The sequence below is a fragment of the Serratia marcescens genome, from assembly GCF_001902635.1.
GTDB lineage: Bacteria > Pseudomonadota > Gammaproteobacteria > Enterobacterales > Enterobacteriaceae > Serratia > Serratia marcescens_F.
The window spans coordinates 142,556-160,536 of the sequence record NZ_MJAO01000003.1 but is presented as its reverse complement, the minus strand read 5'-3'; the positions used below and the strand labels follow the sequence as shown (position 1 = coordinate 160,536).

Here is a 17,981-nt window from a genome sequence, read left to right as displayed (position 1 = left end):
ATACCCGGCCGGCTGTAAGGAGAACCTCATTCTTCGGGGGAATAGGTGAGGCAAGGTGAACGCAGCCAATGTTGTAAATAGTGGGCCACCGCCTGTTGTTGGCAATGGCCGATAACCGGTAGCTGCGGCAGCAGGGATTTCAGCTGCGGCAGGGCATTGCCCATCACCACGCCGTGCCCTACCGCCCCCAGCATTTCTTTGTCGTTCATTGCGTCGCCAAACGCCATGCAGTCGGCCATCGTCAGCCCCAGATGGCGGCTCAGCCGGTCCAGCGCCGCCCCCTTGTTGCAGCCGAGCGGCAGCACTTCCAGGCAGTCATAGGCGGAGAAGCACAGATCGGCATCGCCGCCCAACTGCGCCCGCAGCTGCACCTGCAATTCCAGCAACTCCTCGTGCGGCGCGACAAAGCACACCTTGCTGTTGCCGAACGCCGGTAAGCGGCGCACGTCGGCCAACTGAAAACGAAAACCGCTCAGGTGGTGCGCCCGCAGCATCTCTTCCGGCACGGGGAATTCCGTCAGCCAGCCTTCGTCGCGGAACACGTGCATACTGGCGCGGGTACGCCAATGATGATGCAGCACCTCTTCGGCGACCGCCGCCGGCAGATCGGTGGCGTGCAGCTGTTGGCCGCGGTTGTCATACACTCGCGTGCCGTTGCCGGTGATCAGATAACCCCGCAGCCCCAGCTGCGCCATGATCGGCTGCGCGTCGAGGTAGTGGCGCCCGGTGGCGAACGTCACCACCATCTCCCGCTCCACCAGCTGGTTCAGCACCGCCAGCGTTTCCGGGCCAACCCGGTGATCCGGCATCAATAGCGTGCCGTCCATGTCGAAAGCTGCCAGGCGATACATAAAGACCTCTTGAATGTGAACGCGATTACAATCCGTGCAGTATGGAATGGTATTTACGGAAGTAATAGTGAACAATTTGAGAAAACTGTTCCGGATTTCTGCCCATGCGCCTGGTTCACCGTCTCAGCCAATATCAACGCCTGTACCATCAGCTCGGCAGCGCGCCGGTCGCCGTGACCATCGGCGAGCTGGCGGCGATGTTCTACTGCAGCGAACGGCACGCCCGCACGCTGGTGCAGCAGCTGCGGGATCAAGGCTGGCTGAGTTGGCATTCGCAGCCCGGCCGCGGCAAACGCGCCAGCCTGCACTGCCTGAAAACCCCGGATGAACTGCGCGCTCAGCTGTTGCAACAGCTGCTGCAACAGGGCAACCATCAGGGAGCGCTGGAGATGGCACAGCTCGATCCGCAGCACCTGCAAGATCTGCTCAGCCCACACCTCGGCGGGCAGTGGCAGGCCGGCAGCCCGACGCTGCGCATCCCCTACTACCGCACGCTGGAAGCGCTCGAACCGCTCACGCTGACCGGCCGCGCCGAGCAACATCTGGTGTCGACCCTGCACGCCGGGCTGACGCGCCTGATGACCGGCAACCCAGAGCCGCAGCCCGATCTGGCGCACCACTGGCAGATCGGCGAGCACGGCCTGCGCTGGCGCTTCTTTCTGCGCAGCCAACTGCGCTGGCACAACGGCGAGCCGTTGACCGGTCAGCAGCTGCTGCAAACGTTGGAAAAACTGCAGCGTCACCCACGCAGCCAGCCCAGCCTGGCCAACGTCGCGGACATCAGCCTGCCGCATCCGCTGTGCATTCAATTCGATCTGCGCCTGCCCGACTACTGGCTGGCGCACCGCCTGGCGGAACTGCCCTGTCTGATGACGCACCCAGAGCTACCGACCATCGGCGCCGGCCCGTTCAAATTGGCGTTGAATGAACCACAGCTGGTGAGGCTGGAACAGCACGCCGGCTACCACCTGCAACATCCGTATCTGGAAACCATCGAATACTGGATCACACCCGACCTGCCCACCACCAGTCCCGATGCCAGCTGCCAGCACCCGGTGCGGATTACCATCGGCCAGCAAGAGGATTTGGCGCAGGCCCGGCCGGTGCAGCGCAGCATGAGTCTGGGCTGGTGCTATCTGGCGTTGAACCTGCGCCACGGCTTGCTGAACGAAGCCCAGGGGCAAAAGCTGCTGATGCTGATCCAGCAGTCCGGTCTGCTGAGCCATCTGCCGATCCCCAACAGCGTGATCACTCCCAGCCATGAAATGCTGCCCGGCTGGCGCATCCCACTCCAACAGATCGAGGAAGATGTCCCTCTTCCCGCCCGGCTGACGCTGCTGTATCGGCCGCCGGTCGAGCTGGAAACGGTGACGGTCGCGCTGCAGCGGCTGTTGGCGCAGCACGGCTGCGAGCTGGAGGTGCGCTACTACGCCGGCAAGCGCTGGCAAAGCGAAGCGCAGATCGCCGAGGCCGACCTGCTGTTGGCGGACAACCTGATCGGCGAAGCGCCGGAGGCGACGCTGGAAAGCTGGCTGCGGCAGGATACGCTGTGGCGCGGCATCCTGACGGAAAGCCGCTGGCAGCAGCAGCAGGAGACGCTGCGGCAGATCCAACAGCTGCAGGCGCAGCAACCGCGCTTCGAACGGCTGCAGGCTTATTATCAACAGCTGATGGCCGCCGCCATCATCACGCCGCTGTTTCACTACCAGTATCAGATCAGCGCACCGCCGCGCATGCATGGCGTGACGCTGACTGCCCACGGCTGGTTCGATTTTTGCCAGGCGTGGCTGCCACCGCCGGTGGACGACGCCCCGGCCTGAGCCGAACCGCCCTGCGCCTGGCGGCCCTTTCTGCTACTATTGTCGCCGCAACGCAATTTTTATCCTGCCGCCCGAATGTGTATCGGGAGAGGCCAAAGCCCAAAAAGGTGATTTTATGAAGCGCGCGGTTGTCGTTTTCAGCGGTGGACAAGACTCCACGACCTGCTTGATCCAGGCATTGCAACAGTATGACGAAGTTCACTGCGTCACGTTCGATTACGGCCAGCGCCATCGCGCCGAGATTGAAGTGGCTCAGGAATTGTCGGTGGCCCTCGGCGCCAAGGCGCACAAGGTGCTGGACGTGACGCTGCTCAATGAGTTGGCCGTCAGCAGCCTGACGCGTGACAACATTCCGGTCCCCGCCTACGATCCCAACCAGAAGAACGCGCTGCCGAGCACTTTCGTGCCGGGCCGCAATATCCTGTTCCTGACGCTGGCGGCGATCTATGCCTACCAGGTGGAAGCGGAAGCGGTGATCACCGGCGTGTGTGAAACCGACTTCTCCGGCTACCCGGATTGCCGCGACGAGTTCGTTAAAGCGCTGAACAAGGCGGTGGTACTGGGCATCGCCCGCGATATCCGTTTCGAAACGCCGCTGATGTGGCTGAACAAAGCCGAAACCTGGGCGCTGGCGGATTATTACCACCAGCTGGACCGCGTGCGTCAGGATACGCTGACCTGCTACAACGGCATCAAGGGCGACGGCTGCGGCGAATGTGCCGCCTGCAACCTGCGCGCCAATGGCCTGATGCAGTACCAGGCCAACCAGGCGGGCGTGATGGCGGCGTTGAAACAGAAAGCCGGTCTGGCCTGAGGCAGTGACGGCGGCAGCCTCTGCCGCCCGTGAACTTACTGCGGATTATCCTTCAGCGTGAGCGCCGCCAGGTGCTCGCGCAATTCCCCTTCGATCGGCAGCGCCCGCTGCGTTTTCAGATCGACGCACACAAAGGTCAACAGCGCGTCGGCCACCGGCGTCCCCGCCGGATCCTGCGTCACCTTTTGGCTCAGCACGCCGCTCTTGCCGTTGAGCTGCACCATTTGGCTGTCGATACGCAGCTTATCCCCCAATACCGCCGGGCTGCGGTAGTTGATATTGATGTTCACCACGATGAAAGCGATGTTGTTTTCCGTCATCCAGCGGAACCCGGCCTCGTTTTCCAGCCACTCCCAACGCGCCTCTTCCAGAAACTCCAGATAGCGGGCGTTGTTAACATGCTGGTAAACATCAAGGTGATAACCGCGAACTTTGATAAAGGTTTGCATAGGGGAAAATCGCTCCTGCCTGGTGATTACAGAAAGAGGGAGCCACGGCGGCTCCCTCGCCCGTTTGGTCAACGCGCCAAACTGGTAAGACCTGTAAAATGTAGCAGAGGAGCAATGGCCTCAGCGGCATTTTGCCACGCAGCCGCGACCGAGATCACATTTTAAGCCGGGCGCGGTTCTTCTCAAACAGCGCAGGCCCAATGCCCGGCACCTCCTGCAGTTGATCAACCTGTGTGAACGGCCCGTTCTGCTCGCGGTAGCGCACGATGCCTTCCGCCTTCTTCAAGCCGACGCCGCTCAATGCGGCGGCCAGCTGTTCGGCAGTGGCCTGATTGATGCTGACCGCCGCCTCTTCGGTCGCCTTAACCCTTTCCTGCCCGCCGTTGCTCGCCGGCGCCGAGAGCATAGGTGCCGGTGCACCGGCTTTTTCCGCCGCGGCGACCGGCCCCGCCAGGCACAACAGCAGCGCGGTGAGCGCGGCTTTGGCATGATAACGGCAACCGGAAAACGCTTGTTTCTCTGTATGTTGCATGCTGTATCCTCCTTGTGTGTGACAGCAAGGCTACCTTGCCGCGGCGGCGGAAATTCAGCAATCAGCGGATGTCAGATGTGGAAAAGGCCGCGAAAGCGGCCTTTATTTGTTGCACTGCGTTGCAGAAAAATGCGGCGATTACTGAGGCTGTTGCTCAGCGGCGCCCATTTTGATCTTGGCTTCTTTACGCAGGCTCGCCAGCAGCGAATCGAAGGAAACGCCGGTCGCGCCCTCTTCCATCTTGCCGACGAAGGTTTTCATTTCGTCTTCCGGCAGCGTGCCTGGCTTCACCGCATCGAGAGCGATCAGCACCACGTTGTCCTGGCGATCCTGCGACATGCCGTACACCGGTTTGCCGTCCTGCGGGTGCGGCAGCGCGAACACGCTCTCCACCAGCTGGCTGTCTTCCGGCGCGCGTGCCATCTTCTGCACGGCGCCAAAGCTCAGGCCGGCGGCTTTCATCGCTTCGTCGCCCTTGCCCTGCTTCAGCTCAACCAGCAGCTTCTCACCCTGCAATTTCGCTTCCTGTACCGCTTTATTGCGTTTCACCAGCTCCGCCACGCGGTCTTTCACCTGGTCAAACGGCTCAATGCCTTCCGGCTTGTGGCCGCTCACGCGCACCACGAAGGCGCGGTCGCCGTCTACGGTGATCACGTCGGAGTTGCTGCCCGGCGCGCCGTTCTCGCCGATTAACGAGCCATCGAAGATCGCCTGCACCACCGGCTTGAAGTTCAGCGCGGCAGGAATGCTGTCACGGGTGAACCAGTCGGTTTGCGCCGCTTTCACGCCGGCCGCATCTTCAGCCGAGGCCAAGGATTCGTTATCGCTGGTCGCCGCTTCGCTCACCTTCTGCTGCAGCGCGTAATACGCGTCTACCGCCTTCTCCTGCTGCACCTGCTTGGCGATAGCGTCATGCACCTCGCTCAGCGGCTTCACTTTCTCAGGTTCGATGTCGTTCAAACGCACGATCAGGTAGCCGACGGAGGATTTCACCACGCCAGACAGCTGCCCTTTCTCGCTCAGGTTAGCCTGCTTCAGCTCGTCGGCGGTGGTTTCCGGCTCCAGCCAGCCCAGCTCGCCGCCGGTGCGGCGTGAGATGATGTCGGTGGATTTCTCTTTCGCCAGGGTGGCGAAATCGGCGCCCTTCTTCAGCTCGTCCAGCGCTGCGTTGGCTTCCGCCTCGGTTTTCAGCTGGATCACGCTGTAGTTTTTACGCTCCGGTTGGCCGTAGCTGCTCTTGTGCTGGTCGTAGTAAGCGCTGATGTCCTCTTCGCTCACTTTCACCTTGTCCTGCATGGACGCGGCGTCCAGCGGGATATAGCTCACCTTCACCTGCTCCGGTGCGATGAAGCTGTTTTTATTCTGATCGTAATACGCTTTCAGTTCGTCGTCGCCGGCGTTCTGTTTCGCCTGCAGCGCTTTCAGATCGATGGTCGCCAGGCGCACGTCGCGCTCCTGCAGCACCAGCGCCGCCATGGCTTGCGATTCGGACGGCAACACGAAACCGGATTCGCCGAAGGCCTGGATCAGCTGCTGATTGACCAACTGCTGGCGCATCGACTGCGCGAAGTTGTCGGCGGTATAGCCCATGCGGCCGATCAGATCGAGGTACTTGGCGTTATCAAACTGGCCGTTGGTCTGGAAGTAAGGCGCCTTGCGGATGGCGTCCTTGATCTGATCGTCGCTGACCGCCAGGCCCAGCTTCTTGGCGTATTGGTCGAGCAGCATGTTGTCGATCAATTGGGACAACACCTGATGGCGCATCTGCTGCATATAGCCTTCGTTGCCGGCCAGCGCGGAGAACTGGTCACCCAGCTGCTGCTGCATGCGGCTGCGCTCGCTTTGGAAAGCCTGTTCCAGCTGAGCACGTTCGATCGCCTGACCATTTACTTTCGCAGCATAATCGCCGGAGCCGCCGATCAGGTAGTTACCCACCCCGGTCAGAACGAATGACAGGATGATCAGGGCCAGGATGATTTTGAGCACGACGTGATTAGCAGCCGCGCGTAAATTGTCCATCATAGTGTGACAACACTCCGCTGTGATGTGGATTAACAACCCTTGTGCAGGCGCGTTCCCTGCGACAAAAATAAAAAAAGCGCATCAGTCCGATGCGCCTTGTATCTTACCTTACCAGCACCGCTGCGTCAGGTGATTGTTTATTACAAAACCCTGTTACGCTAAACGGTTAGACGCTCAATCAGTTTACAGCGTCTTTCAGCGCTTTCCCTGCACGGAAGGCCGGCACTTTGGCTGCCGCGATCTTGATCTCTTTACCGGTCTGCGGGTTGCGGCCGGTACGAGCCGAACGTTCACGCACGGTGAAGGAACCGAAACCTACCAGAGCCACGTCATCCCCTGCTTTCAGAGAGTCGGTAACGGAAGCGATTACTGCGTCTAAAGCACGTCCCGCTGCCGCTTTGGAAATATCAGCACCTGCGGCAATCTTGTCGATCAGTTGTGACTTATTCACTCTATCATCCCCTCTAGAATTCTATCGTCGCACCGAAAAATCCCTACGGTTGCGACAGCGCAGCTGTTATATCAATCCCATCGAACCTTGGCAAGCCACCGACCGGGTGGCAAAACGCGGGCCGACAGAGATCTAACTTAGCGGTACAAAAAAATACTGGCAAGTCCGAAATGGCTTGCCAGTATAAGTTTTATCAATGGTTTTTGCGATTCGTCACTATTTTGCCGCTACCGGCAGTGCGCCGAAGGCCGGGTTTTGCAACGCAATGTTCAAAACTTCATCGATTCGCTGCACCGGATGAATCTCCAGATCGGCGATAACATTGTCTGGGATCTCTTCCAGATCGCGCTTGTTCTCGTAAGGGATCAGCACGGTTTTGATGCCGCCGCGATGCGCCGCCAACAGCTTCTCTTTCAGGCCGCCGATCGGCAGCACCTGACCACGCAGCGTGATCTCGCCGGTCATCGCCACATCGGCGCGCACCGGGTTGCCGGTCAGGCAGGAGACCAGCGCGGTGCACATCGCGATACCGGCGCTCGGGCCGTCTTTCGGCGTCGCCCCTTCCGGCACGTGCACGTGGATGTCGCGCTTCTCATAGAAATCGGCGTTAATGCCCAGTTTCTCCGCGCGCGCGCGCACCACGGTCAACGCAGCCTGAATCGATTCCTGCATCACTTCACCCAGAGAACCGGTGTAGGTCAGCTTGCCTTTGCCCGGCACGCAGGCGGTTTCGATGGTCAGCAAATCGCCGCCTACTTCCGTCCATGCCAGCCCGGTGACTTCGCCCACGCGGTTTTCGGTATCCGCACGGCCGTAATCGACGCGCTGCACGCCCAGGTAATCCTTCAGGTTGTCGCCGTTGATCTCGATATGCTTGAGCGTCTTGTCCATCAGCAGCGTTTTCACCGCCTTACGGCACAGCTTGGAGATTTCACGCTCCAGGCTACGCACCCCGGCTTCGCGGGTGTAGAAGCGAATGATGCCGATGATGGCGCTGTCGTCGACCGTCAGTTCGCCTTTTTTCAGCGCATTGCGTTCAAGCTGCTTCGGCAGCAGGTGCTGCTTGGCGATGTTGAGCTTCTCGTCCTCGGTGTAACCCGACAGGCGGATCACTTCCATACGGTCCAGCAGCGGCGCAGGAATGTTCATTGAGTTCGAGGTGGCGACGAACATCACGTCGGACAGATCGTAATCCACTTCCAGATAGTGATCGTTGAACGCCACGTTCTGTTCCGGATCCAGCACCTCCAGCAGAGCGGAAGCCGGATCGCCGCGCATGTCGGAAGACATCTTGTCGATCTCGTCCAGCAGGAACAGCGGGTTCTTCACCCCGACCTTGGCCATTTTCTGGATCAGTTTGCCCGGCATCGAACCGATGTAGGTACGGCGGTGACCGCGAATTTCCGCTTCGTCACGCACGCCGCCCAGCGCCATGCGCACATACTGGCGGCCGGTCGCTTTGGCGATCGACTGCCCCAGCGAGGTTTTACCCACGCCTGGAGGCCCTACCAGACACAGGATCGGCCCCTTGATTTTGCTGACGCGGCTCTGCACCGCGAGGTACTCGAGGATGCGATCCTTGACGCGCTCAAGGCCGTAGTGATCGGTATCGAGCACTTCCTGCGCTTTAACCAGATCTTTTTTCACCTTGCTACGCGCGTTCCACGGCACCTGCAACATCCAGTCGATATAGCCGCGCACCACGGTCGCTTCCGCCGACATCGGCGACATCATCTTCAGCTTTTGCAGTTCCGCTTCGGTTTTCTCGCGCGCCTCTTTCGGCATTTTAGCCGCATCGATCTTGCGCTTCAGCGCTTCGTGCTCGTCCGGCGCGTCGTCCATCTCGCCCAGCTCTTTCTGAATCGCCTTCATCTGCTCATTCAGATAGTACTCGCGCTGGCTCTTTTCCATCTGCTTCTTGACGCGGTTGCGGATGCGTTTCTCGACCTGCAACAGGTCGATCTCCGATTCCATCATCGCCATCAGGTATTCCAGACGCTCGGTGATGTCGGACATCTCGAGCACCGACTGTTTGTCGCTGAGTTTCAGCGGCATATGGGCGGCGATGGTGTCCGCCAGGCGCGCGGCGTCGTCGATGCTGTTCAGTGAAGTCAGCACCTCCGGCGGGATTTTTTTGTTCAGCTTGATATAGCCTTCAAACTGATTGATCGCGGTGCGCACCAACACTTCCTGCTCACGCTCGTCGATCAACGGCGACTCAAGGTATTCCGCCTGCGCGGCGAAATGCTCACCGCTGTCGGACAGCGTAGTGATGCGCGCGCGCTGCAGCCCCTCGACCAGCACTTTTACCGTGCCGTCCGGCAGCTTCAGCATCTGCAAGATCGACGCTACGGTGCCAACCGAGAACAAGTCGTTAATGCCTGGTTCATCCGTTGAGGCCTCTTTCTGTGCCACCAGCATGATCTTCTTATCGTGATCCATTGCGGCTTCGAGGCACCGAATCGATTTTTCCCGGCCAACAAATAACGGGATCACCATGTGCGGATAAACCACCACGTCGCGCAATGGCAGGACGGGGATTTCAATGCGTTCGGAACGCTCAGGGTTCATAGAGCTCTCTCTTAGTTTAATTTCCGCCAGGTTGAGGGGGAATCTCATGAGACGCAAGCATCTAACGTTTCATAAAATCTGGTTAATGAGTATATGGGGATGAATCTCTTACATTCAACGGCAAGAATGCAGGAAAAAGAAATGGGGGATGAAATCCCCCATTTTGCTGATAACGCTCTGGTTTAACTGGCGAATTATTCGCCAGATGCCTGGGCTTCCGGCTTGCCGTAAATCAGCAGCGGCTTGGATTGACCGGCGATCACCGACTCGTCGATCACCACTTTGTCGACGCTGTCCATCGACGGCAGATCGTACATGGTGTCGAGCAGCGCGCCTTCCACGATGGAACGCAGGCCGCGGGCGCCGGTTTTGCGCGCCATGGCTTTCTTGGCGATGGCATTCAGCGCTTCGTCGCGGAACTCCAGCTCCACGCCTTCCAGGTTGAACAGCGCCTGATACTGCTTGGTCAGGGCGTTCTTCGGCTCTTTCAGGATCTGAATCAGCGCGTCTTCGCTCAACTCGCTCAGGGTCGCCACCACCGGCAGACGGCCGATGAACTCAGGGATCAGACCGAATTTGATCAGATCTTCCGGTTCGGCCTGCAGCAGCAATTCGCCTTCGGTGGCTTTCTCGGACTCGCCCTTGACGGTCGCGCCGAAGCCAATGCCGGAGCCGGTATTGACGCGCTGACCGATCACCTTATCCAGGCCGGCGAATGCGCCGCCGCAGATGAACAGGATCTTGGAGGTGTCGACCTGCAGGAACTCCTGTTGCGGATGCTTGCGCCCGCCCTGCGGCGGAACCGCGGCGATGGTGCCTTCAATCAGCTTCAACAGCGCCTGCTGCACGCCTTCACCCGAGACGTCGCGCGTGATCGACGGGTTATCGGACTTGCGGGAAATTTTATCGATTTCATCGATATAAACGATGCCGCGCTGCGCTTTCTGCACGTCGTAGTCACATTTTTGCAACAGCTTCTGGATAATATTCTCCACGTCCTCGCCCACATAACCGGCTTCGGTCAGCGTGGTGGCGTCGGCCATGGTGAACGGCACGTCCAGGAAGCGCGCCAGCGTTTCCGCCAGCAGGGTCTTGCCGCTGCCGGTCGGGCCGATCAGCAAGATGTTGCTCTTGCCCAACTCGATACCGTTGCTGGTATCGCCGTTGCGCAGGCGTTTGTAGTGGTTGTACACCGCAACCGCCAGCACTTTCTTCGCCTGCTCCTGGCCGATGACGTAGTCATCCAGGTGGTGGCGGATTTCGTGCGGCGTCGGCAGCGCACTGCGCTCACGATGCGGGGCAACTTCTTTAATCTCTTCGCGAATAATGTCGTTACACAGATCGACACACTCATCGCAGATATACACTGACGGCCCGGCAATCAGCTTACGCACTTCATGCTGGCTTTTGCCGCAAAAAGAGCAGTACAGCAGCTTTCCTGAACCGTCTTTGCGCTTATCTGTCATCAGTCAAACCTCTTCTTTAGTCTTGTCCCGCAGGAAAATCACGACGGCAGTGCGCCCAAACTCATATCGGGAACGCCGAGGGGCCGCAACAGAGCGAGCCCCAGCCCACTCTGATTACTATAGTCCATCGGCGCCGCGTGGTTCTAGCTGCGGTGTGTCAGAATGCCGTCAACCAGGCCGTATTCCACGGCTTCTTCCGCGGTCATAAAGCGATCGCGCTCGGTGTCGCGTTCGATCTGCTCCAGCGACTGACCGGTATGTTCGGCCATCAGTTCGTTCATGCGCGCTTTCACCTTGAGGATTTCACGCGCGTGGATTTCGATGTCCGTCGCCTGGCCCTGGTAGCCGCCCAGCGGTTGGTGAATCATCACGCGCGAGTTCGGCAGGCAGAAACGTTTGCCTTTGGCGCCCGCGGTCAGCAGGAAGGAGCCCATCGAGCACGCCTGGCCCATACAGATGGTGCTGACGTCCGGCTTGATGAACTTCATGGTGTCGTAAATCGACATGCCCGCGGTGATTACCCCGCCCGGCGAGTTGATGTAGAGGAAAATGTCTTTTTCCGGGCTTTCCGCTTCGAGGAACAGCATTTGCGCCACGATCAGGTTGGCCATGTGATCTTCCACCTGGCCGGTCAGGAAAATGATGCGCTCTTTCAGCAGGCGGGAATAGATGTCGTAAGAACGCTCCCCGCGTGAAGTCTGCTCTACCACCATCGGCACCAGCGCCATGCTCGGTGCAAATTGATCTCGTTCGCCACTGTATGACATTACCGTCTCCTAATAGAAATTGCCTTGGCGGCCAGGGTGTCACCCTAATACGCCGATTCTACTTGAGAACGGCCATGATGACTATGCTCAAGCATTCGACCCGCGCCACACGTACCCGACGGTTATTTCATCCCGCGCACTTTGGCAAACAGCCCCAGAATTATTCTTTACAGATTGGGGAGCCTCGGCGCGATTTCAAGGCCAGAGGCCGATTTTCTCCACGCGCCGGAAATGATGCCGTTCTTCTGACCGTTATCATGCCAGCCAGTTCCCCAGGCAACAGGGTAAATATAGTGCATATTGCCACGCTTAACCTGAGATTAATCAGCAACGTGGCAAAAAGAAAAGCCCGCAACCGGGGTTGCGGGCTTTTTCATCGTGCGCCGGTTCGCCAGGCGAAACCGGGGGCGCCGTTCATCGCGCCCGGCACGCCGGCATTACGCCTGTTGAGTCTGGTTCATCAGCTCGCTGAAGGTAGTGGCTTTTTCAGTCACTTTCGCTTTCGCCAGCAGGGCTTCAACCGCTTGCTCTTCCAGAGCCACGTTGCGCATGTTGTTCATCAGCTCTTTGTTTTTGCTGTAGAACTCGATGACTTCGCTCGGATCTTCGTAAGCAGAGGCCATTTCTTCGATCAGCGTTTTCACGCGATCTTCGTCCGCTTTCAGCTCGTTGGTGCTGATCACTTCACCCAGCAGCAGGCCAACCACGACGCGGCGTTTCGCTTGCTCTTCGAACAGCTCACGCGGCAGTTCCAGCGCTTGCTTCTCGTTGCCGCCGAAACGCTGTGCAGCCTGACGACGCAGCACGTCGATTTCGCCGTCGATCAGCGCAGCAGGCACGTCGATTTCGTTCGCGCTCACCAGGCCTTCGATCGCCTGAGACTTGATGCGGTTACGCACGGCGCCTTTCAGCTCGCGCTCCATGTTCTTGCGAACTTCGGTGCGCAGGCCGGCAACAGAACCGTCCGCCACGCCAAAACGCTTGATGAACTCTTCGGTCAGTTCCGGCAGCTCGCGCTCTTCAACTTTCTTCAGCACGATAGCGAATTTAGCCGCTTTGCCCTTCAGGTTTTCCGCGTGATAGTCTTCCGGGAAGTTCACGTCGATGGAGAACTCTTCGCCCGCTTTGTGACCGACCAGACCTTCTTCGAAGCCTGGGATCATGCGGCCCTGGCCCATTGCCAGCACGAAGTCGGACGCTTTGCCGCCTTCGAACTCTTCACCGTCGATAGAACCGGTGAAGTCAACGGTCACGCGATCTTCAGCTTCCGCTGCGCGATCGGTTTCTTTCCAGGTCGCCTGCTGCTTGCGCAGGGTATCCAGCATCGCGTCGACGTCTTCGTCGTTCACTTCAACCACTGGTTTCTCAACTTCGATGTTTTCCAGGCCTTTCAGCTCAACTTCTGGATACACTTCGAACTCAACGGCGAAGGAGAAGTCTTCACCTTCTTTGTACTCGCCCGGCACGTAGTTTGGTGCGCCGGCCGGATTAATCTTTTCTTTGATGATCGCGTCAACGAAGCTGCGCTGCATCGCTTCGCCCAGCACGTCCTGACGAACAGAGGCGCCGTAACGCTGTTCCACGATGTTCATCGGCACTTTGCCTTTGCGGAAGCCGTCGATACGCACGCTTTTCGCTGCGTTGATCAGCTCTTTTTTCACCGCCTGCTTGATAGTATCAGCCGGTACAGTAATAGAGAGACGGCGCCCAAGGCCTTGAGTGGTTTCTACTGAAACTTGCATCTTGTTACCTCAAAAAAATCACAGTGCTCGGTCAACTCCGTTCCAACAACCAGGACGGCTACAAATAAGAACCGAGTTCCCTGATGACAGAAGCGTCCCGAAACCATTCCGGAAAAATAAGACGCGACATTATAGCGGCGCATGCATGGCGAGTCGAGGAAAGCTAGGCGGCGCAGGCGCGCTAAAACTCACACTTTTGTCGATTCGATCGCCAAAAGGCCGCCAAAACAGACCGAACGTTGGCCACATTGCGCGTCGGCCGTGTCGTCGTCTAAAACAGAAACGGCCCGCAGGCCGTTTCAAAATTCGTCAGTAGTAATACCCTAATTCGAGGGCAAAGTTCCACTGATACCTGAAAAATTCCCCCTCAGGCCAGCGTCCCGGCACCGCGGCACGGCGGCGAGGCCGGCACGGTATCCTGCAACCCTTCCCACTCTTTGAGCGTATAGGTGTGCAACGCCAGCGCGTGTACGCCGTCCGCCAGCTCCTCCGACAGTACGCCGTAGATGGAGCGGTGACGCGTCAAAAAACGTTCGCCGACGAAGCGATCGCTGACCAATACCACTTTGAAATGGCTTTCTGAACCCGCCGGAACGTTATGACGATAGCTTTCATCAACGACTTCCAGATACGCGGGCTCAAACGCCGCCCTTAACTTTGCTTCTATTTGCTCGCGAATCATAGGATCTCCTTACAACACCGGCAGAGGACCGTGCCCATCTAGTTCAATATTAGCCGGTTTTCCCCCGTTTAGACCATCACCGGGACAAATTTCTCTTTTCTGCGGCCAAAGGATGAGCACCATCCCCGCCGCTTGGGGATTATCCGATTGAGCGGGCCAAAAAAGCATGTTTTTATCAACGACAGGTAAAAATTTGTCACTCAGGCGCCTTCCGCGCTTCCACCGCACGGCGGCGATGCTATGATGTCGGCAATTTGTTGTCGGCTATCCCGCTCTGATTATTGCTAAATCCATCGAGAATGAGACAGTAAACATGTTAAAAAAACTTTGTCTTCCTTTGCTGGCCGCGCTGCTGCTGGCCGGCTGCGCGACCAGCAGTAACACTCTGAACGTGACGCCGAAAATCGTTCTGCCGCAGCAGGATCCTACCCTGCAGGGCATCACCGTCAGCATCAACGGCGCGGATCAGCGCCGCGATCAGGCGCTCGCCAAGGTGAACCGCGACGGCCAACTGGTCACGCTGACGCCATCGCGCGATCTGCGCTTCCTGCTGCAGGAGGTGCTGGAGAAACAGATGGGTGCGCGCGGTTACATGATCGGCGCCGACGGCCCGGTCGCACTGCAGATCGTCGTCAATAACCTGTACGCGGACGTCTCCGAAGGCAACCTGCGTTACAACATCACCACCAAAGCCGACATCTCGATCATCGCCCAGGCGAAGAACGGCAACAAGCAGGTGAAGAACTACCGCTCGACCTATAACGTGCAGGGTGCCTTCACGGCCACCAACGAGAAGATCACCGACGCCGTCAACACCGTGCTGGGCGACGTGATCGCCGACATGGCGCAGGACACCAGCGTCAACGACTTCATCAAGCAAAACGCGCGTTAATCGGCGCGTCTTGCGCCGCCCGGCGGATCGGGCGGCGCAGACAGGGAACTCATGTCGAAACACTATCTGAACATCTTCACCCAGCGTAACTCCGCCATTCTGCTGCTGCTGGGCTTCGCGTCGGGTCTGCCGCTGGCATTGACCTCCGGCACGCTGCAAGCCTGGATGACCGTCGAAAACATCGATCTGAAAACCATCGGCATCTTCTCGCTGGTGGGGCAAGCCTACGTCTTTAAATTCCTCTGGTCGCCCTTCATGGACCGCTATACTCCGCCGTTCCTCGGGCGGCGGCGCGGCTGGCTGTTGATCAGCCAACTGCTGCTGGTGGCGGCGATCGTGGCAATGGGCTTTATGCAGCCTGCCCAGCACCTGTGGTGGCTGGCGGCGCTGGCGGTGCTGGTGGCGTTCTGCTCCGCTTCGCAGGATATCGTGTTCGACGCCTACAAAACCGATCTGCTGAAGGCCGAAGAGCGTGGCACGGGCGCGGCGATCTCGGTGCTGGGTTACCGATTGGCGATGCTGGTTTCCGGCGGCCTGGCGCTGTGGCTGGCGGATCGCTATTTCGGTTGGCAAGCCACCTACTGGCTGATGGCCGGATTGATGCTGATCGGCGTGGCCGCCACGCTGCTGGCACCGGAACCGGATGAAAGCATCCCGGCACCGCGCACCATGGAACAAGCAGTCGTCGCGCCCTTGCGCGATTTCTTCGGCCGCAACAACGCCTGGCTGATCCTGCTGCTGATCGTGATGTACAAAATGGGCGACGCCTTCGCCGGCAGCCTGAGCACCACCTTCCTGATCCGCGGCGTGGGTTTCGACGCCGGCGAAGTGGGGTTGGTGAACAAAACGCTCGGCCTGTTCGCCACCATCGTCGGCGCGCTGTTCGGCGGCGTATTGATGCAGCGCCTCAGCCTGTTCCGCGCCCTGATGCTGTTCGGCATCCTGCAGGCGGTCTCCAACCTCGGATATTGGATCCTGGCGGTGACCGACAAGAGTCTGCTCACCATGGGCAGCGCCATCTTCCTCGAGAACCTGTGCGGCGGCATGGGCACCGCGGCCTTCGTGGCGCTGTTGATGACGCTGTGCAACCGTTCATTTTCCGCCACCCAGTTCGCGCTGTTGTCGGCGTTGTCCGCCGTGGGCCGCGTTTATGTCGGCCCGATCGCCGGCTGGTTCGTTGAAGCCAACGGCTGGCCGTTATTCTACCTGTTCTCGATCGCCGCCGCGCTGCCCGGTTTGTTGCTGCTCGGCGTCTGTCGTCAGACGCTGGAACACACCCAGCAACATGGCGACTTTATGCCGCGCACCGAATTCTCCGGCGTCTATCGCTGGGCGCTGCATCTGCTGACGCTGGGCTGTTCACTGCTGGGTCTGTGGCTGCTGTTGCTGATCGCCAATGCACTGGACTGGACGCAGGCGCCGCAGCTGGCCAACTGGCTGTTGCAATTCGGCGCCGCGCTGAGTTTGATCGGCGTAGCGCTGGGCAGCACGTTGGACTACCTGGCGCTACGGCGCACCCGGCTGGCATAACTCGACCGGCCGGCGATTTCGCCGGCCGAAAAAAAAGCGATCCGGGGATATATTTATTTCGTTAAAAAAAGATAATCGGCGCGGAAATTATTTTTTATCCGACTGCCACACTCGGAAATAAAATTAAATTCACCTTTAAGACACAAATATTTTACATTAAATAAACCTTTTCTGCGTATTTCCCCGCCGCGCTTTTTGCCGCCAAATTCATCATACCTTTAGTTTTCCTTAACATACGGGCTGCTCGTCACGATTCAGCGCGCCAACGCGTTGTTGTCATTGGTAAATTGTCACGCAAGGTTACATCTGTGACCCCCTTAACAGAAAGTGTCAACAAGCCGCTGACACTCCCTTAAGCATGTTTACAGTACTGCAACCTTCCCGTAAAATGCCCGCACACATGAAACGACAATTGAGCCTTTGTTATTGAGGTCGTTAGATGAGACTTAAGAAATACAATAAAAGTATTGGGATGCTGTCATTAATCGCAGCCACTGTTTTGCTCAGTGGTTGCGATATGGTTTTGATGAATCCCAAAGGAGCAATTGGTGTTGAGCAACGGACACTGATTATCACTGCAATCGCGTTGATGTTGATCGTGGTGGTGCCAGTTATCTTCATGGCGTTCGCCTTTGCCTGGAAGTATCGCTCTTCCAACAAAGACGCCAAGTACAGTCCGAACTGGGCCCACTCCAACAAGATCGAAGCGGTCGTCTGGACCATTCCTATCATTATCATCGCCATCCTTGGCACCATTACCTGGAAGACCACCCACGAACTCGACCCGTTCAAGCCGATTGTCACCGACAAGAAGCCGATGACGATCGAAGTGGTATCGCTCGACTGGAAATGGCTGTTCATCTATCCGGAACAAGGCATTGCGACTGTTAATGAGCTGGCTTTCCCGAAAGATGTTCCAGTCGAATTCAAGATCACCTCTAACTCGGTAATGAACTCGTTCTTTATCCCGCAGTTGGGTGGACAGATTTATGCGATGGCCGGCATGCAGACCAAACTGCACCTGATCGGCAACGAAGCCGGTGCCTACAAGGGCATCTCAAGCAGCTACAGCGGCGCAGGCTTCTCCGGTATGAAATTCACCGCGATCGTTACCCCGACCGAAGGCGACTTCGATCAGTGGGTGGCCAAGGTGAAGGCATCGTCTAAAAACCTGAACACCACCGACGACTTTAACAAACTGGCAGAGCCGAGTGAAAACAACCCGGTTGAGTACTTTGCCGCTGTCAAACCGAATTTGTTCAAAGAAACAATTGCCAAATTCATGGGCGACATGGATATGCACAAGGGCGCTGGCGCGCACGAAGGCATGGACATGAGCCAAGGTATGGACATGGGTGAACATGCTGCTCACGCCGGAGCCGAGGAATAACT

Annotated in this window: 15 protein-coding genes; 5 read left to right on the top strand and 10 right to left on the bottom strand. The window is 58.3% G+C overall.

What is annotated here, in order from left to right; translation table 11 throughout:
* Window positions 1-26: 26 nt before the first annotated feature.
* Window positions 27-851, bottom strand: coding sequence for an HMP-PP phosphatase (cof, locus tag BHU62_RS03895; protein ID WP_073529244.1), 825 nt, complete (start codon window positions 849-851; stop codon window positions 27-29).
* 104 nt (window positions 852-955) lie between these two features.
* Between cof and BHU62_RS03890 the strand changes: the two genes are divergently transcribed.
* Both BHU62_RS03890 and queC read left to right on the top strand, forming a co-directional pair.
* The gene (locus tag BHU62_RS03890; RefSeq protein ID WP_073529243.1) at window positions 956-2,671 is read left to right on the top strand and encodes an SgrR family transcriptional regulator; all 1,716 of its coding nucleotides are present in this window, start codon (window positions 956-958) and stop codon (window positions 2,669-2,671) included.
* Window positions 2,672-2,786: 115 nt separating this feature from the next.
* Window positions 2,787-3,485, top strand: coding sequence for a 7-cyano-7-deazaguanine synthase QueC (queC, locus tag BHU62_RS03885; protein ID WP_073529242.1), 699 nt, complete (start codon window positions 2,787-2,789; stop codon window positions 3,483-3,485).
* Window positions 3,486-3,520: 35 nt separating this feature from the next.
* Here the strand turns inward: queC and BHU62_RS03880 are convergent, their stop codons facing one another.
* The 9 genes from BHU62_RS03880 to bolA all read right to left on the bottom strand — a co-directional run bounded on the left by BHU62_RS03880 (window position 3,521) and on the right by bolA (window position 14,167).
* Window positions 3,521-3,934 carry an acyl-CoA thioesterase gene (locus BHU62_RS03880; protein ID WP_073529241.1) on the bottom strand — a complete coding sequence of 138 codons (414 nt, stop codon included), beginning with the start codon at window positions 3,932-3,934 and terminating at the stop codon, window positions 3,521-3,523.
* 154 nt (window positions 3,935-4,088) lie between these two features.
* Complete coding sequence (locus BHU62_RS03875; protein ID WP_073529240.1) at window positions 4,089-4,466, bottom strand: ComEA family DNA-binding protein; 378 nt, start codon at window positions 4,464-4,466, stop codon at window positions 4,089-4,091.
* A 138-nt stretch (window positions 4,467-4,604) separates the two neighbouring features.
* Window positions 4,605-6,488: a peptidylprolyl isomerase gene (gene ppiD / locus BHU62_RS03870; RefSeq protein ID WP_073529239.1), complete on the bottom strand. Its 1,884-nt coding sequence runs from the start codon at window positions 6,486-6,488 to the stop codon at window positions 4,605-4,607.
* A gap of 178 nt (window positions 6,489-6,666) precedes the next feature.
* Entirely contained in the window at window positions 6,667-6,939 is a 273-nt protein-coding gene (gene hupB, locus BHU62_RS03865) for a nucleoid-associated protein HU-beta (protein ID WP_004940351.1), read from the bottom strand.
* A 216-nt stretch (window positions 6,940-7,155) separates the two neighbouring features.
* Entirely contained in the window at window positions 7,156-9,510 is a 2,355-nt protein-coding gene (gene lon / locus BHU62_RS03860) for an endopeptidase La (RefSeq protein WP_073529238.1), read from the bottom strand.
* A 194-nt stretch (window positions 9,511-9,704) separates the two neighbouring features.
* Complete coding sequence (gene clpX, locus BHU62_RS03855; protein ID WP_004940354.1) at window positions 9,705-10,976, bottom strand: ATP-dependent protease ATP-binding subunit ClpX; 1,272 nt, start codon at window positions 10,974-10,976, stop codon at window positions 9,705-9,707.
* A 143-nt stretch (window positions 10,977-11,119) separates the two neighbouring features.
* Complete coding sequence (gene clpP / locus BHU62_RS03850) at window positions 11,120-11,743, bottom strand: ATP-dependent Clp endopeptidase proteolytic subunit ClpP (RefSeq protein ID WP_073529237.1); 624 nt, start codon at window positions 11,741-11,743, stop codon at window positions 11,120-11,122.
* Window positions 11,744-12,180: 437 nt separating this feature from the next.
* A complete protein-coding gene (tig, locus tag BHU62_RS03845) occupies window positions 12,181-13,485 on the bottom strand; it encodes a trigger factor (protein WP_073529236.1) in 1,305 nt (434 codons plus the stop codon).
* Between the two features lie 367 nt (window positions 13,486-13,852).
* Window positions 13,853-14,167 (bottom strand): transcriptional regulator BolA, encoded by a 315-nt coding sequence (gene bolA, locus BHU62_RS03840; RefSeq protein ID WP_004940361.1) that lies wholly within the window; start codon window positions 14,165-14,167, stop codon window positions 13,853-13,855.
* 313 nt (window positions 14,168-14,480) lie between these two features.
* Between bolA and BHU62_RS03835 the strand changes: the two genes are divergently transcribed.
* The 3 genes from BHU62_RS03835 (at window position 14,481) to cyoA (ending at window position 17,979) form a co-directional block, all read left to right on the top strand.
* Entirely contained in the window at window positions 14,481-15,059 is a 579-nt protein-coding gene (locus tag BHU62_RS03835) for a lipoprotein (protein ID WP_073529235.1), read from the top strand.
* Window positions 15,060-15,110: 51 nt separating this feature from the next.
* Window positions 15,111-16,589, top strand: coding sequence for a muropeptide MFS transporter AmpG (ampG, locus tag BHU62_RS03830; protein WP_073529234.1), 1,479 nt, complete (start codon window positions 15,111-15,113; stop codon window positions 16,587-16,589).
* A gap of 439 nt (window positions 16,590-17,028) precedes the next feature.
* Window positions 17,029-17,979 (top strand): cytochrome o ubiquinol oxidase subunit II, encoded by a 951-nt coding sequence (cyoA, locus tag BHU62_RS03825; RefSeq protein ID WP_073529233.1) that lies wholly within the window; start codon window positions 17,029-17,031, stop codon window positions 17,977-17,979.
* The last annotated feature ends 2 nt before the right edge of the window (window positions 17,980-17,981 follow it).